Here is a 15,647-nt window from a genome sequence, read left to right on the forward strand (position 1 = left end):
GGAGCTCCCATGGAAAACACCTGGCTGGCCCAGGCCAAGCGCCTGCAAGCATTGGCCTCCACGGGGCTGCACTTCTGCACCGATGACTTCGAGCGCGAGCGCCTTGAGGAAATCGCCCAGATTGCCCACAGCATGCTGGCGCAATTGGGCGAAGTACCGCTGGAGCGCATCACCGGGCTGGTGCCGGATTTTGCCAAACGTTATTCGACGCCCATGATTGATGTGCGGGGCGCAGTGATTGACGGTGACCGGATCCTGTTGGTCCGCGAGCTCACGGATGGCTGCTGGGCATTGCCCGGCGGTTATGCGGATATTGGTTTGTCGGCGGCTGAAAACATCGTCAAGGAAATTCGCGAAGAGGCCGGGCTGACGGTCACGGCCAAGGCGCTGTACAGCGTCACCCACAAGGCCAAAGGCTTGTACCGGCCGGATATCCGGGACTTCTACAAACTCTACTTTCTGTGCGAACGGGTTGATCAACTGGCGCCGGCGGCCGGTTTCGAAACCACCGAAGTTGGCTTCTTCAGCCTGGACGATCTGCCGCCGCTGTCCCGTGGCCGCACCATTGAAAGCGACCTTGAGGCCGCTTTTGCCTTTCATCGCGGGCAGACCACTCACACCCTGTTCGATTGAATAACGGGTGATCCAATTTGTATCACCCTGCACCGCTTTCGCGCCTGACTGGGCAGAAAGACCAATCCCGCCTGCGTGTTTCTCCTGTTTGGCTATAAATACTGTGCAACCTGCACAGTCCTGACCGTGCGCCCATCACTGCCTCGCACTTGGCACGACGGGTGCAATAGGCCTGCGTCACTCATTCAGGGAGAACGGCACATGACGCAGAACGAACCGGGCAATGACTACCCTCTCAGCGAGGTGCCCATGCATGCCCGCAAAGGCCTGGCCTCCACCGCCATGGTGCTGCTGGGCTTTACCTTTTTTACTGCGACCATGTTCGCCGGCGGCAAGCTGGGGGTGGCCTTCAGCTTTACCCAGATGCTCGGCATCGTGGCCCTGGGTAACCTGCTGTTGGGTATCTACGCCGCAGGCCTGGGTTACATCGCGTTCAAGAGCGGTTTGAACTCGGTGCTGATGGGGCGCTTCTGCTTCGGTGAAGTGGGCAGCAAACTCAGCGACTTGATTCTCGGTTTTACCCAGATCGGCTGGTACGCCTGGGGCACCGCCACCGCAGCCGTAGTACTGGGCAAGTATTTCGAGTTGAGCCAGGGCAGCGTACTCGGGCTGATGGTGCTGTTTGGCATGGTGTTCTGCGCGACGGCCTACGTGGGCTATCGCGGGTTGGAGATTCTGTCCTACATCGCCGTGCCGGCCATGGGTATTTTGTTGTTTCTGTCGATGTGGGTCGCCACCGTCAAGGTCGGCGGGCTCGATGGACTGCTGGCGGTGGTGCCGACCGGTGAGCTGGACATGTCCACGGCTATCACGCTGGTGTTCGGCACCTTTGTCAGCGGCGCGACCCAGGCTACCAACTGGACGCGGTTCTCACGCTCGGCCAGGGTCGCGGTGCTGGCCAGCCTGATCGGCTTCTTTATCGGCAACGGCTTGATGGTGTTGATCGGTGCCTATGGCGCCATCGTCTACCAGCAGCCCGACGTGGTCGAAGTGTTGCTGCTGCAAGGCTTCGCCATGGCGGCCATGGCGATGCTGTTGCTGAATATCTGGAGCACCCAGGACAACACCATCTACAACTTCGCCGTCGCCGGCTGCAACCTGCTGCGCACCAAGCGCCGTAAAACGGTGACCCTGGCCGGTGCGGTAATCGGCACCCTGCTGGCGTTGCTGGGCATGTACGACATGCTGGTGCCCTACCTGATCCTGCTGGGCACGGTGATCCCACCGATTGGCGGGGTGATCATGGCGGATTTCTTCTATCGCTACCGCGGCCACTATCCGCGCCTGGCCGATACACGCCTGCCGGCCTTCAACTGGCCAGGGCTGATAGCCTATGCCGTGGGTACGGTGCTGGCCTTTCATTCACCCTGGGTGGCGCCATTGGTGGGGATCGTGGCGGCGTCCCTGACCTACATCGTGCTGACCAGCGTATTGCGGGTGCGGGCACCTTTGGCTGACGTCCAGGCATGAGCCTGACAGTCGCCGATGTGCTGGCCTTGCCCGGCCTTGAATCGATGTGCCTGCGGGCCGGGGAAGCCGGCCTGGAGAACACGGTGCGCTGGCCCTATGTCGCAGAAAACAGCGGGATCGCCGAATGGGTGCTGGGGGGCGAACTGGTGTTCGTCACCGGCATCAATCACCCACGGGACGAGGCCAATCTGTTGGTGCTGCTGGACGAAGCCTGTCAGCGCCAGGTCGCCGGCCTGGTGATCCTCACGGGGCCGGACTATATCCAGGCGATTCCCCAGCGTTTGCTGGAAGCGGCGCAAGCGGCGGGCATGCCGCTGATCGAACAGCCTTACTCGTTGAAGATGGTACTGGTGACCCAGGCCATCGGTTCGGCGTTGATCCAGTCGCAGCAGTTGGGGCGCTCGCGACACGATGTGCTGGAGCGCCTGCTGGCCGGTGATTACCAATCCCTGGATTTGCTGCTGCACCGCGCTGCGCAGTTGGACATGCCGCTGGCCGGCCATTGGCAACTCGTCCAGTTGCAACTGGACGGCAGCGACGCGCTGTTTGCCCAGGGTGAGGCGCCAGTGGTCGAGGCGCAGCTTGCCCGACAACACGATGCGATTACCCGCCGTCTGCGCCAGTTTGCTGCGCAGCATCCGTCGCGCCTGCCCGTGCTGGGGCGTGCCGGACAATGGACGTTGTTGCTGCCTGCGATAGACGCGGGTGCGGCATTGGCCAACCGTCAGTCGTTGGCGGGTTGGTTGAAGGCACTGAATCTGCGCCTGGCACCGTTGAAACTGTTTATCGGCCTGAGTGCTGCCGCGCACCCACCCGCGCGCCTGGCCCAGGCCCTGGATGAGGCGCGCCAGGCATTGGCCGCTGCGCGACGGTTCAGTGAACGCGCCGGGCTGTGTGTCTACGATGAGTTGGGCGTACTCAAGCTGCTCAGTGGCGTACGTGATCGCGCCCTGCTCGATCAATTCCTCAACGAACGCCTGGGGCCGCTGCTGCGCCACGACCTGCACCATGGCCCAAGCCTGATGCCGACCCTGGAGGCCTGGTTCCACGAGAATGGTAACCTTGTGGCCGCAGCCCAACGGCTGGCGGTTCACCGCAACACCCTGACGCACCGCGTCCAGCGTATCGAAGCCCTGTGCGGGCTGACGCTGGACAATGCTTATGACCGCCTGGACATCGGCATCGCGCTGATGATCTGGCGGCTGTCTGCCTGACTGTTTTTTGCCAAGAGGAACTTGCCCATGCACATCATCAACGCCCGCCTGCGCAACCGTGAAGGCCTGCATGATCTGCACCTGGAACACGGCCGGATCGCCAGCATCACCCAACAAGGCGCTGCCCCCCTGGCAGGCCCCGACGACCTGGACGCCGCCGGCAACCTGGTGGTCCCGCCTTTCGTCGAGCCGCACATTCACCTCGATGCCACCCTGACCGCCGGCGAGCCGCGCTGGAACATGAGCGGCACCCTGTTTGAAGGCATCGAGTGCTGGGGCGAGCGCAAGGCCACCATCACCCTGGAAGACACCAAGACCCGCTCCAAAAAAACCATCCAGACCCTGGCCGCCCATGGCATCCAGCATGTGCGTACCCATGTCGACGTCACCGACCCGGACCTCACCGCGCTCAAGGCCATGCTTGAAGTACGTGAGGAAAGCGGCCACCTGATCGACCTGCAAATCGTCGCGTTCCCCCAGGAAGGCATCGAGTCGTACCGCAATGGCCGCGAGCTGATGGAAGAGGCCATTCGCCTGGGCGCCGACGTGATCGGCGGCATCCCGCACTTTGAATACACCCGTGACCAAGGGGTGAGTTCGGTGAAGTTCCTGATGGACCTGGCCGAACGCACCGGTTGCCTGGTCGATGTGCATTGCGACGAAACCGACGACCCACACTCGCGCTTTCTTGAAGTGCTGGCCGAAGAGGCCCGCAGCCGTGACATGGGCACCCGCGTGACCGCCAGCCACACCACGGCCATGGGCTCCTACGACAATGCTTACTGCGCCAAACTCTTCCGCCTGCTGGGGCATTCGGGCATCAGCTTTGTCTCCTGCCCTACCGAAAGCATCCACTTGCAGGGCCGCTTCGACACTTTCCCCAAACGCCGCGGCGTGACCCGGGTCAACGAACTGCTGGAGGCTGGCATGAACGTCTGCTTCGGCCAGGACTCGATCGTCGACCCTTGGTATCCCTTGGGTAACGGCAACATTTTGCGGGTGCTGGAAGCCGGGTTGCATATCTGCCACATGCTTGGCTACCGCAACCTGCAAAGTGCCCTCGACCTGGTCACCGACAACAGCGCCCGGGCGATGGCCCTGGGGGATCGTTATGGCCTGGAACCTGGACGCCCGGCGAACCTGTTGATCCTGTCTGCAGACAGCGACTATGAAGTGATTCGCAGCCAGGGCTTGCCGTTGTATTCGATTCGCGCGGGCAAAGTGTTGATGAAACGCCGGCCGGCGCAGGTGGAGTTTTTGTAGGCTCATACGATTGAATCTATATCGAGGGTTTGTGGCTTTCCCCAGCCATCATCCGATTGTGGCGGGATGCTCGCCACTTGGGTGAGTACGCGATTTTGCGGGTGAGCGAACCAGCGTTTCAGGCTGGATTGCAGGGTTGGGGATGAAGCGTGGCTGCCGTAGACGTCGCGGGCCTGGAGGCGGCGCCAGCGGAGGGTTGCCAGGCGGTCGCGACTGTCTTTCAGCCGGTCGACTTCCTGGCTCAAGGGGTCGTGGTGTTCGTAGCCACGCTGGTTGGCAGGGCGATGCAGATCCAGTTTCTTTCGTTGCTCCCGTAGCTGGTGCTGCATGGTGAATAGGGCTTCGTCGATCAGTTCAAACTCACGGGCAGTTACGAGGGTGCCATGGGTGTCGAGTGTTTGTTGCCAGCGGCGCAACGTGGCCCAGGCGGCGGGGATGTAGCTGACGACCATGGAGTGATGGGCACTCTGAACAAGCTGTTTGATTAGGTTGGCGCGATCCGGCATATCGCCATTGAGCCTCAATGCGCGTTTGCAGGCTGCGTCCTCAATGGATTCACAGCCAGGGGTCCACAAAACGGAGGACCGTGTACCGTCCGGTAGGAGTATCGGCATGAAGTGCTGCTGCGCGCCGTGATGCTGGTAAGGGTTGCCGGTCAGCCGTACCAGGCCCAAGGCAAACAGCAGGCCCCCGGGCGCAGGGTTACTGAATAGCACCACGGCGCCAGGAATCCAGATTTTGGCGGTGGTGTTCATCCAGGGCGCAGGCACACTCGGGACAGGGTCACTGTGATTGACGATGCGGTGGTGCACCAGAGCGGAGGCACCGTCTGTGAATTCGGAGTCGGCAGCTCGGGGGGCTCCGTAGGTGTATAGGAGGATGTTGTAGTGGGTATCTTCGGTTCGACGTAATCCCTCAGCCAGTAACAAGGCAATCGCACCGCCGAGGCTGTGCCCGCAAATCACGATGCGCTGCCCTGTATAAAATTGGTCAAGGTAGCGCCGTACAAAATCATGCATGGCTTGATAAGCCTGGTAAAAGCCTTCATGAGCCTTGCCGACACCATCAATGAAATTCACTTGATGGGCATTTACATCCCTCAGTATGTCGACTCCGCTGGCCGTGCCCCTTACGGCAATAATGATCACTTCATCGTGATGACTGATAAATGCCTGAGTATCAGTGCCATCCTTTTCGTCGTCGAAAAAGTGCAGACGTGCTGGATGTTCCTGCTCTTCACCCAACTCGGAGCGATTTTGCTGATACAACTCAGGATCGAAGGGCAAAATTTCGAAACGCAGGGAATACGGTACCTCTTCCAATAACGGATAAAAGTGTTGTACTTGCTTAGCATCGACCTTCCAGGGTTCCTGATAGCCCGATAGTCTGTCGGCAAAGAAATGACCGACGCTAGGGTCCCGTTGAAAGCTGACTTGGTCTATGGGTTTTGCTGGGGGCTCCTGTCCAAAATCGCAATAGCTCAACGTGGACATAAGCGCCAACTGATAGAGGTTCAAGGCACAGAATTGATCCTCGATGGACAGCATAGGGCGCAGTGCTCGCAATGGGCGAACCTCAAGTACTGTGTGCCGGTTGGGAAATAAAACGACACCAACCAACGTCGGCTGGGGTGGCCCGAATCCAAGGTCGGCCATCATTTTTAGTGCATGTCGCGGGGGCCGATGAGTACGGGATACGATGCGTGGCAAGTGAGCGGCGTATCGGACCAGATCACGTACTTCGACCTGATAGAACAGGTCCGTCTGATTCTTCGAAAGGCTTCGTTCGACACGCTGGCCATCGGCCCGGAGAAAGCGGGTTTGTTCCGCACGAACCTGGAGCTCGGTGATGGGTAGCTTGTAAGCCAGACGCGTCATCAAATCGGTATAAGGCTTTTCTGAACCGGAGTAGTGTTCATCCAACTTAATGACGAGCGGACCACAGTAAAAATCATCTCGCCTGGCAAAGCCCTCACCATCCAAACGACCGAAGTACTCACGCCCCGCACTGTCATAAAATGTGTAAGGCAGACCGCCGTAGGCCTTTCCGTCCCCAAACTCATCTACTAGACAGAAACTTGCCCAATGTCCTCTTAACGAACAAGCAGGTGCCTTGTCGCTAAAAAACGGTTGCTTCCATGCATCCTGTTTCATGAATAAGCTTCCTATTCTGTACACGTTGGATAGACGTCGCATACGCGTCCATCCGGCATTTTGATAGCTTTGAAATCAGTAGTATTCCCACGGCAATACGCAAACACATCGTCCAAGCTTTCCCCCATACAGCGTCTCCAGCCTCCCGGAACGGCAACCCAGTTGTCGTCTACAGCGGGTAGCTCCTCGCTTGCTACTGCCAGCACCATCCTCAGTGTTTTCCCCTCTAACTGATCCCGTTGTACAAAGCCTCCTGCTCGTGACTTACTCGGCTGTCCAATGGCGTCCAACGAATTACACATAAGGATTTTCCTGATCGCATGCAGCGGTCCGATCGTCCTGAAAAACCACTGACACCGCCCCCATAACTCCTGAACACCCGGTTCAGGCATTCCGGTCATACCCTCTTCCAACCGATCCCGCACATTAATAATTGCGAAATCCCCCCCGACATCCGCCGACCGCTCCCCCCACTTCGCGTACATATCAAACGTAATACTGCGTAACACCAACGGGCACCCATCCACCACTTCCGTCAGTGGTACTTCAAAGCTCACCCGATTGGCGACCGGCTTCCCAAGGGCGTCAAAAACCTTGTCCTCCGGCCGCTTGCCCCGGCGCTTGGGTAATGTGCAGTTCTCACCCGTTGCCGGTCGATAAGCCGCATCACTCTTGAAGCGAAAATTCGCCGGCAAATCGACTTCCAGGGTGAAACTATCCGCCGGTTTCATCGCACAGCCAGAAACAGCCAGCCCGCCACAAACGAACAGCCCTCGCCACACGCCCGACATAAATCCCCTACGCATCCTGCTGCTCCCGCTCCACCCGACGCCACTCCCCAACCACCCGCTGAAAATGATCCTCCGCCACTTCCCCACGCATCGGCTGCCATCGAACAAGCACGTCCCCAGTGGCTTCCAACAACCGCCGCACGACCAAAAACTCCAGCTGTTCCGGCCTGTCCCATTGCCAGGCCCGCGCTTGCTCCAGCACCTGCGCCAACCAGACTCTCGGGTCTTGAAACTCAACCAGTGCGCTCAACGCCTCGCTGTACTCGGCCAGCAGGTAACGCAGGATATTGGCTTGCAGAATCACTCCCGCCTGGGGATTCGGCACCTCCAGCCACGGCGCAGGATCGGGTACCGGATACGCCCCCGGAGCCGGGTTATCGACACAACTCCAACGCTCACCCTGCCAGTAACACACGCCGATCAGCGGCCCGAGAAAAACAGGCCAGTCCCGAGCAGGCAGGTGAACCAAGGCCCGCGCCAAGGTGCGGTTATCGTGGAAGCGGTACAGCGCCTGACTGCCCGCCGTTCCCACCACCAACCTGTCGCGCCAGTGCCGGGTAACACCCGATAAATCATCACCAGCCAGGCTGCCCAACCAGCCCCAATTACGCTGGGGGTTTTGCAGCAAACCCACCAATGCGGGCTCGCTGACATGGTCGAGCAACAGGAGCATCGGCCCATCCGCTGCCATTTCCGATGCGACGGTTTCACCATAGAGGCAGCGATACTCAGCGACCGTGCGTGTCGCCAGCAGTACCCCACGCGCATCGCTTTCACCCTGTAGAACCAGGCACAGCCGGCGCCCTGCCTGCTGCTGTTCAGCCATCCACTGGCCAGGCGCGATCTCCATCAAGCCGCCCTCCCCGTGGATTCGCACAGGCCTTCACGGCAGCGCTCGCACACTGGACAGAAGTCCGCATCCAGTCTTCTGGCCAGCTCCATGACTGCGCCTTGGATAACCGAAACCTTCGGCCCATCCGCTGCAAATGCGGACGAAGCAGCCACGTCACCCGGTCCAACTGGGTTGGCTGTGCGAATCACGGCAGGCGCACCGCCCAACGTGATCGGCCGACTGCTGAAAATCCCGCCGGCCTGAATCAGCAAATGCTCACCACCGGCCTTGAAGCTCAACTGCGCACCGGCATCGATAACCAGGTTGGCCCCCGCCTTCAGATGGACCTGTTGCCCCGCTTCGATCACCAGGGTCTGGCCGACAAGGGTCTGGCTGTTGCCCTGCACGTGCAAGTGATCATCAGCCCCAAGCCGAACCTTGCGGTCGCCGGCGATGCTGCGGTGTTCCTCGCCTCCCAGGGTGGTGGCACTCAAGCCGTGGATGGTTTCCCGACGTTCGCCCACCACCTCCAGCCGACTGTCGTGGCCGACCTGCTGCTCCAGATCGCGTTGGGCGCGCAGGTAGATGAGTTCCTGGCCGCTGCGGTCCTCGAGGTGCAGCTCGTTGGCCCCCGTCCCGCCCGGCGAACTGCGGCTGCGCAGCACACTGCGGGTCTTGTGTTGGGGCAACGGATAGGCAACAGGCTGCAAGGTATTGGGCAGGCAACCATTGATCACTGGCCGGTCTGGATCACCTTCCAGGAACGTCACCAGTACCTCCATGCCCACACGCGGGATCATCACCGCGCCATAGCTGTCACCCGCCCATCCGGACGCCACACGCACCCAGCAGCTGCTCTTGTCGTCGTGCTGGTCCAGGCGGTCCCAATGAAAGCGAATTTTCACCCGGCCGTGAGCGTCGCAATGCACGTCTTCACCCTCGGGCCCGGTGACGGTTGCGGTCTGGCTGCCGCTGATACGCGGTTTGACGTGCTTGAGCGGCGGGCGGTAAGCGGCGCGCCAGGGCGTTGCGGTAAATCGATTGCGATAGCCGTGGAATGCCTCGACATCCACCACCGCCTCCTCCAGCACCTGCGGTTGATAGCCTTCGTGACGCACGCCGGTGATCAGCCACAAGTCATTACAGGTGCGGTCCGGATGGCCGCGCAGTTCCAGGAAATGCCCGCTGCGCAAAGCCGGCTGGTCACTGCGGCCCAGGGCCCGATGGCGGTCGCGTTGATGACGTTCCAGGCCACGCCGGGCCAACTGCGAACCTCGCAGATGCCCCGTGAATCCCGCAGGGTATTGATAGTCTTCAAGTGCCGGGAAAGATCCGGCCTGCTCCTGCAAGCGCAGCGACGGATGTTCGAAGTCGTAGTCACGCCGAACAACCTGAGCACTGCGCGTGGCCAGGCGCACATCGAAACGCTGGATCACCAGCGTTTCGGCAGCCGGGCCTCCGGCCGGGCAGTAGCGTTGCGCCGGCAAACGACGAAACACCGTCTGGTCATCACCCAACACCAGTACATGGGCGTCTGCACTGTGGCGAAAGTGGTAGTGAATGCCCTCTTCCTCGCACAGCCGCTGGATAAAGTGCAGGTCGGTTTCCGCGTATTGCACACAGAACGTACGCGGTGGGTAAACCACCGGCCCCAGTTCGAAGGTATAGGCATCAGCAAGGATGCCGTGCTGCTCAAGCACTGCCGCGATAATTTGCGGCACGCTGCGCTGCTGGAAAATCCGCTGGTCGCAACGATGGGCCAGGTACGCCACGCGCGGCGCAAGGGTGAGGTGGTAGCGGGTCAGCCGCTGCCCCGGGCCTTCCCGGCCAATGCTGTAGATTTGCCCGTGCAGGCCTTCACCGGGCTCGCCAAAATCCAGATAGGCCGGTTGGTGAAGTAACTTCTTCAGATCCAGGCTGGGGTTTTCACTGACCCACTGCACTTCAATGAAAAAAGGCTGGTCAATCGTTTCGCTGCCTTTAAAAGCCAGCACCTGAAATGCCTGGTTCATTCCTGCAACGACCAGTTTGAAACGTGACGAAACAAGCGTATTGAACATCCGTTGTTACCCGCCATTCATTGTCGAGCTGAAATAACTTCACCCGTAAAACGCAGATAAAGCCACTCAATTCGAAGCCGATAAAAAGTGCCTGAACCCCAGGAATACTAGCGATTTCAGGCGAAATTCGGCCGCCTCAAAATAAAAAAGAAGATTCGTACATTGATATTGGAAGGGTCTTTTATAAATACAGAAATGCAGTTAAACAGCCAGTACTGACTAACGAGAATACTCTTACACCACCATTCACCAGAGCTGCTTATTTATAGAGAAACAGCTGACAAAGATGATTAAGCCCGCCACTGCCTTTTTCAAACTTCCTGCAGCCGCGCAGTCCCGAACAGGCTAACGCTCGGCAACTCACCCGGCTCTGCTTGCAACCGTACGGGTGCGGTACCGCCCGGCATCACCACCGCCACCTGACCCGCCGTCACCCATCCTACAGACCAGGCGGCGCATGCCACCGCACTGGCGCTGGTCCCGGAGGACGCCGTGGGCCCCTCACCACGCTCAAACACCCGCGCGATCACGCGATTGCCTGAATCCCGGGCGACCCATTGCAGGTTGACCCCGGAAATACAAGGTTGGCCGGCCCCGGCAGGTGGTGCGAAAGCAATCGCCCTCAGCGGATCGAACCAGGCTGATCGATGCAGCTGGGCGTTGTCCGGCAACGCTGACGCGTCCTGTACCAGCGTCACACAATGCGGGTTGCCCACACGCACAAACTGGCTGTGATTCCACTCGGGGTTGAGCGCAGCCAGTGGCGAAACATGGCTCACCTCAGTTCCCTCAAGCGAGACCGCGCCCACACCAACAGCCCCTACCGCCAAAGGCCCGAACTCGGGACGCCCGAGCGCCAGCCAAAAGCCCTGCACCTGTTCGTACTCCGCCGGCTCAACCCGCGTAACCACCGGCGACAGTGCGTCTGTCTTGTCGTGATGCACCCGCAACTCACAGCCTTGCGCCATCAATCCCTGGTCGGTCAACGACTGGGCAAAGATCGTCAGGCCATTGCCACTGCGTTCGGCCAGGGAACCGTCGGTGTTGACGATCAACAGGTCAAAAGGCGGCGCGGCCTGGAACGGCCCCACCAACAAACCGTCACAACGATGCGCCTTGGCCTCGGCCGGGCGCGGCAACTCATCCCAACCGCACTCGGCGGCAATCGCCGCCAATGCCCAAACACCTCGGGTGCCAGCGGCCAAGTCGGCACGGTCCGGCACGTCGATACCCTTGCTGCGTAACTGCGCCGGGCTTACCACCCCGTAGATATTCCCGCGGGCGTCGTAGAACAGGGTCATTGCGCAGTCCGCATAAAGATTCGTACCACCTCTTCCAGGTGCTTGCGCATCGCCTGTCGCGCCCCCTCCACGTCTCGCTGTTCCAGTGCATCGAGGATCTTGCGATGCTCGTCTTCCGAGCGATGGGGCATGTCGTCCGAGGTGTAATGCGCCTGCAACCGCTGGAACATGCTGCCGTAACGATGCCCCAGCAAGTGCGCAATCATCAACGCATACGCCGGATTGCCCGAGGCCTGGGCGATGCGAATGTGAAACAGGCGATCGCCCGGATGGGTATGGGAGCCGTCGCGGTTGTCCTGCACATTACGCTCGAAGGCCTCGCGGATCCCCGCCAGCTCTTCGTCGGTGGCATGTTTGGCGGCCAGGGCGGCGGCTTCCGGCTCAATCAGGCGACGGGCCTGGAGCAGGGAAAACGGTGGAATCTCGGCATTGGAGTCGACGTGCAGGTTGAGTTCCGGATCGAACTCTTTCCATTGATCCCGGGTGGCCTGGGCCATCACCGGTTCCTGGCTGACTGTCGGTTGCACGGGTTCACACACCAGCACGCCGTTGCCCACCCGCACGTCTACCAGGCCGATCACCTCCAGGGCAATCATCGCCTCACGCACGGAAGCGCGACTCACGCCCAGCAGTTTGGCAAGTTCACGCTCAGCGGGAAGTCGACTGCCCGGCGGAAATTCTCCGCTGTCGATCAACGCCCGCAACTGGTCGGCAATCTGTCGATAAAGACGTTGGTTATCAATCACTTGAAATGGCATCTAGGCTCAGCTCGATTCATGCACAGCACGGTCAAAGCGATCAACCCGCGAAAAAGCCGCTTGTTGACCGGGATGACCCATGCTAAAAATTGGATCAATGGCCTGACCATTGGATCGTTTCCAGTGTGCTGATCATAGCAAACCCACCAGGGTTCGCTATGCCGCAGATGCAGGTGTTTCACGCCCTCAATGGCCTGACCATTGAGCCAATAACAATAATCAAGGGAGTCTGTCATGGACCTCACCGGTAAACGCGTGCTGATCACCGCCGCCGCCCAGGGCATTGGCCGCGCCAGCGTCGAAGCCTATCTGGCGGCAGGGGCCGAAGTGATTGCAGCCGACATCAATCAACAGGCGCTCGCCGGCTTGCCGGGTGCGCAAACGGTGGTGCTGGATGTCACCGACGCCAGCGCCATCCAACGCCTTGCCGCCGAGATCGGCCCTCTGGACGTGCTGTTCAACTGCGCAGGCGTGGTGCATGCCGGCAATATCCTCGAATGCCCGGAAAGCGACTGGACGTTTGCCCTCGACCTGAACGTCACCGCCATGTACCGCATGATCCGCGCGTTTCTGCCGGGGATGCTGGCGGCGGGCGGCGGCTCGATCATCAACATGTCGTCGGTGGCCTCCAGCCTCAAGGGCGTGCCCAACCGCTTTGCCTATTGCGCCAGCAAGGCGGCCGTCATCGGCCTGACCAAATCCGTCGCGGCCGACTTTGTCACCCAGCGCATCCGCTGCAACGCTATCTGCCCGGGCACCGTGGAGTCGCCTTCGCTGCAGCAACGCATCGTCGAACAAGCCAGTCGTGAAGGCCGCCAGCAGGATGAGGTATACGCCGCATTCACCGCCCGCCAGCCGATGGGACGCCTGGGCACGCCCCAGGAAATTGCCCAGCTGGCGCTGTACCTTGGCTCCGATGCCAGCGCGTTTACCACCGGCACCACCCAGATCATTGACGGCGGCTGGAGCAACTGACCGCCCACTTCCAATAAGAGGATTGCTCATGAAATTGCTGCGCTATGGTGAAAAAGGTCAGGAACGCCCGGCCCTGCTGGACGCTGATGGACGTCTGCGTGACCTGTCCGCCCACATCAGTGATATCGCCGGTGACGCCCTGCTCCCGCAAAACCTCGCTCGCCTGCAAGAACTCGACCCCGCGAGCCTGCCCCTGGTACCGGGCAATCCGCGTTTGGGCGCCTGTGTCGGCCAGGTAGGAAAATTCATCTGCATCGGCCTGAACTACGCCGATCACGCTGCCGAAACCGGCGCCCCCATCCCTGACGAACCGATCATCTTCAACAAGTGGACCAGCGCCATCGTCGGCCCCAACGACAACATCGAAATCCCCCGCCACTCCACCAAGACCGACTGGGAAGTGGAGTTGGGCGTGGTGATCGGCCAGGGTGGCCGCTACATCGAGGAAAGCCAGGCCATGCAGCACGTGGCCGGCTACTGCGTGATCAACGATGTCTCCGAGCGCGAGTTCCAGCTGGAACGCGGCGGCACCTGGGACAAGGGCAAGGGCTGCGACACCTTCGGCCCGCTCGGCCCCTGGCTGGTCAGCCGCGATGAGATCGCCGACCCGCACCAACTGTCGATCTGGCTGGAAGTCGACGGCCACCGCTACCAGAACGGCAACACCCGCACGATGATTTTCCAGATCCCCAAACTGATCAGCTACCTCAGCCAGTTCATGAGCCTGCAACCGGGGGATGTGATTTCCACCGGCACCCCGCCCGGTGTCGGCCTGGGGATCAAGCCCACGCCGGTCTACCTCAAGCCCGGGCAAAAAATCCGCCTGGGTATCGAAGGCCTCGGCGAACAGAACCAGACCACGGTCGACGCCTGACAAGAGACTAGGAGCCGTTCATGACTACCATTACCGCGATTCGCGTCGAAGATATCCGCTTTCCTACGTCCCAGTCCCTGGACGGTTCCGACGCCATGAACCCGGACCCGGACTACTCGGCCGCCTATGTGATTTTGCAGACCGACAACCCGGCCCTTGAAGGCCATGGCCTGACCTTCACCATCGGCCGTGGCAACGAGATTTGCTGCGCGGCGATCCAGGCCATGCAGCCGCTGCTGGTGGGCTTGACCCTGGAATGGATCGCCGAAGACATGGGCCGCTTCTGGCGGCATGTCACCAGTGACAGCCAGTTGCGCTGGATCGGCCCGGACAAGGGCGCAATCCACCTGGCCACCGGCGCGATCGTCAATGCCGCGTGGGACTTGTGGGCCAAGGCCGAAGGCAAACCCCTGTGGCGCCTGGTCGCCGACATGAGCCCGGAACAGCTGGTGCGCTGCATCGATTTCCGCTACATCACCGACTGCATCACCTCCAGCGAAGCCCTGGCCTTGCTGCGCCAACGCGCCGAAGGCAAGGCTGAACGCCTGGCCGACCTGCAAGCCAACGGCTACCCCTGCTACACCACCTCCGCCGGCTGGCTCGGTTACGGCGACGAAAAGCTGCGCAGGCTGTGCCAGGAAGCGGTGGATGCCGGCTTCAACCACGTCAAGCTCAAGGTCGGCCACGACTTGCAGGATGACCTGCGGCGCGTACGCATCGCCCGCGAAGTATTGGGCCCGGACCGCCAATTGATGATTGACGCCAACCAGGTGTGGGAAGTCGACACCGCCATCGATTGGGTGCGCGAATTGGCGTTTGCCAAGCCGTGGTTCATCGAGGAACCCACCAGCCCCGACGATATCGAGGGCCATCGCAAGATCCGCCAGGGGGTGGCGCCGGTCAAGGTCGCCACCGGCGAGATGTGCCAGAACCGGATCATCTTCAAGCAATTGATCATGCGCGAAGCCATCGACGTGGTGCAGATTGACGCCTGCCGCCTGGGCGGGGTCAACGAGGTGCTGGCGGTGATGCTGATGGCGGCCAAATATGGCCTGCCCGTGTGCCCGCATGCCGGTGGTGTCGGGCTTTGCGAGTACGTGCAGCACCTGTCGATGATCGACTACCTGTGCATTGCCGGCACCCACGAAGGCCGGGTGATCGAGTATGTCGACCATTTGCACGAGCATTTCGAGGAACCTTGCGTGGTGCGCGGTGCGGCCTATCTGCCGCCGAAGGCGCCGGGCTTTTCGATCCAGATGAAAGCCGCGTCCCGGGAGCAATACCGCCACCGGCCGTGAGCTGAACCGCAATTTGAATGGACGG

The 15,647-nt window shown here is 60.7% G+C and carries 13 protein-coding genes; 7 read left to right on the forward strand and 6 right to left on the reverse strand.

Going from position 1 to position 15,647, the window contains the following annotated elements; genetic code table 11:
• Positions 1-9 precede the first annotated feature (9 nt).
• The 4 genes from HX824_RS25575 (at position 10) to codA (ending at position 4,580) form a co-directional block, all read left to right on the forward strand.
• Positions 10-633: an NUDIX hydrolase gene (locus tag HX824_RS25575; protein ID WP_008432778.1), complete on the forward strand. Its 624-nt coding sequence runs from the start codon at positions 10-12 to the stop codon at positions 631-633.
• A gap of 201 nt (positions 634-834) precedes the next feature.
• Positions 835-2,103: a cytosine permease gene (gene codB / locus HX824_RS25580; protein ID WP_177055333.1), complete on the forward strand. Its 1,269-nt coding sequence runs from the start codon at positions 835-837 to the stop codon at positions 2,101-2,103.
• Positions 2,100-3,317 (forward strand): PucR family transcriptional regulator, encoded by a 1,218-nt coding sequence (locus HX824_RS25585; RefSeq protein WP_177055335.1) that lies wholly within the window; start codon positions 2,100-2,102, stop codon positions 3,315-3,317. The genes codB and HX824_RS25585 overlap by 4 nt, the downstream gene beginning before the upstream one ends.
• A gap of 27 nt (positions 3,318-3,344) precedes the next feature.
• Complete coding sequence (gene codA, locus HX824_RS25590) at positions 3,345-4,580, forward strand: cytosine deaminase (protein WP_177055337.1); 1,236 nt, start codon at positions 3,345-3,347, stop codon at positions 4,578-4,580.
• Positions 4,581-4,582: 2 nt separating this feature from the next.
• Here codA and HX824_RS25595 read toward each other — a convergent pair whose 3' ends face one another.
• The 6 genes from HX824_RS25595 to HX824_RS25620 form a co-directional block, all read right to left on the reverse strand.
• On the reverse strand, positions 4,583-6,733 hold the full coding sequence (locus HX824_RS25595; protein ID WP_177055339.1) for a lipase family protein: 2,151 nt from the start codon (positions 6,731-6,733) through the stop codon (positions 4,583-4,585).
• Between the two features lie 11 nt (positions 6,734-6,744).
• A complete protein-coding gene (locus HX824_RS25600; protein ID WP_177055341.1) occupies positions 6,745-7,539 on the reverse strand; it encodes a hypothetical protein in 795 nt (264 codons plus the stop codon).
• Positions 7,532-8,374 (reverse strand): DUF4123 domain-containing protein, encoded by an 843-nt coding sequence (locus HX824_RS25605; protein WP_177055343.1) that lies wholly within the window; start codon positions 8,372-8,374, stop codon positions 7,532-7,534. The genes HX824_RS25600 and HX824_RS25605 overlap by 8 nt, the downstream gene beginning before the upstream one ends.
• Positions 8,374-10,416 carry a type VI secretion system tip protein VgrG gene (locus HX824_RS25610; protein ID WP_177055345.1) on the reverse strand — a complete coding sequence of 681 codons (2,043 nt, stop codon included), beginning with the start codon at positions 10,414-10,416 and terminating at the stop codon, positions 8,374-8,376. Before HX824_RS25610 ends, HX824_RS25605 begins: the two co-directional genes overlap by 1 nt.
• A 311-nt stretch (positions 10,417-10,727) precedes the next feature.
• A complete protein-coding gene (locus HX824_RS25615) occupies positions 10,728-11,717 on the reverse strand; it encodes a diaminopimelate epimerase (protein WP_102604549.1) in 990 nt (329 codons plus the stop codon).
• Complete coding sequence (locus HX824_RS25620) at positions 11,714-12,475, reverse strand: FadR/GntR family transcriptional regulator (RefSeq protein ID WP_177055347.1); 762 nt, start codon at positions 12,473-12,475, stop codon at positions 11,714-11,716. The genes HX824_RS25615 and HX824_RS25620 overlap by 4 nt, the downstream gene beginning before the upstream one ends.
• Before the next feature lie 234 nt (positions 12,476-12,709).
• On the opposite strand from HX824_RS25620, the gene HX824_RS25625 reads away from it, so the two are divergent.
• From HX824_RS25625 to HX824_RS25635, 3 genes are read left to right on the forward strand one after another with little or no spacing between them, the layout of a single operon-like run.
• Positions 12,710-13,450 (forward strand): SDR family oxidoreductase, encoded by a 741-nt coding sequence (locus HX824_RS25625; RefSeq protein WP_177055349.1) that lies wholly within the window; start codon positions 12,710-12,712, stop codon positions 13,448-13,450.
• A 28-nt stretch (positions 13,451-13,478) separates the two neighbouring features.
• On the forward strand, positions 13,479-14,324 hold the full coding sequence (locus HX824_RS25630; protein ID WP_102604551.1) for an ureidoglycolate lyase: 846 nt from the start codon (positions 13,479-13,481) through the stop codon (positions 14,322-14,324).
• Positions 14,325-14,344: 20 nt separating this feature from the next.
• The gene (locus HX824_RS25635) at positions 14,345-15,622 is read left to right on the forward strand and encodes an L-fuconate dehydratase (RefSeq protein ID WP_003219522.1); all 1,278 of its coding nucleotides are present in this window, start codon (positions 14,345-14,347) and stop codon (positions 15,620-15,622) included.
• Positions 15,623-15,647 lie beyond the last annotated feature (25 nt).

Source organism: Pseudomonas sp. D4002 (assembly GCF_013385665.1).
Lineage (GTDB): Bacteria > Pseudomonadota > Gammaproteobacteria > Pseudomonadales > Pseudomonadaceae > Aquipseudomonas.

Bases quoted from the DNA above. Each gene is read 5' to 3' on its own strand.
- codB (WP_177055333.1), top strand. From the start codon at position 835: ATGACGCAGAACGAACCGGGCAATGACTACCCTCTCAGCGAGGTGCCC.
- HX824_RS25620 (WP_177055347.1), bottom strand. From the start codon at position 12,475: ATGCCATTTCAAGTGATTGATAACCAACGTCTTTATCGACAGATTGCC.
- HX824_RS25630 (WP_102604551.1), top strand. From the start codon at position 13,479: ATGAAATTGCTGCGCTATGGTGAAAAAGGTCAGGAACGCCCGGCCCTG.
- HX824_RS25615 (WP_102604549.1), bottom strand. From the start codon at position 11,717: ATGACCCTGTTCTACGACGCCCGCGGGAATATCTACGGGGTGGTAAGC.
- HX824_RS25610 (WP_177055345.1), bottom strand. From the start codon at position 10,416: ATGTTCAATACGCTTGTTTCGTCACGTTTCAAACTGGTCGTTGCAGGA.
- HX824_RS25575 (WP_008432778.1), top strand. From the start codon at position 10: ATGGAAAACACCTGGCTGGCCCAGGCCAAGCGCCTGCAAGCATTGGCC.
- HX824_RS25635 (WP_003219522.1), top strand. From the start codon at position 14,345: ATGACTACCATTACCGCGATTCGCGTCGAAGATATCCGCTTTCCTACG.
- codA (WP_177055337.1), top strand. From the start codon at position 3,345: ATGCACATCATCAACGCCCGCCTGCGCAACCGTGAAGGCCTGCATGAT.
- HX824_RS25600 (WP_177055341.1), bottom strand. From the start codon at position 7,539: ATGCGTAGGGGATTTATGTCGGGCGTGTGGCGAGGGCTGTTCGTTTGT.
- HX824_RS25595 (WP_177055339.1), bottom strand. From the start codon at position 6,733: ATGAAACAGGATGCATGGAAGCAACCGTTTTTTAGCGACAAGGCACCT.
- HX824_RS25585 (WP_177055335.1), top strand. From the start codon at position 2,100: ATGAGCCTGACAGTCGCCGATGTGCTGGCCTTGCCCGGCCTTGAATCG.
- HX824_RS25605 (WP_177055343.1), bottom strand. From the start codon at position 8,374: ATGGAGATCGCGCCTGGCCAGTGGATGGCTGAACAGCAGCAGGCAGGG.
- HX824_RS25625 (WP_177055349.1), top strand. From the start codon at position 12,710: ATGGACCTCACCGGTAAACGCGTGCTGATCACCGCCGCCGCCCAGGGC.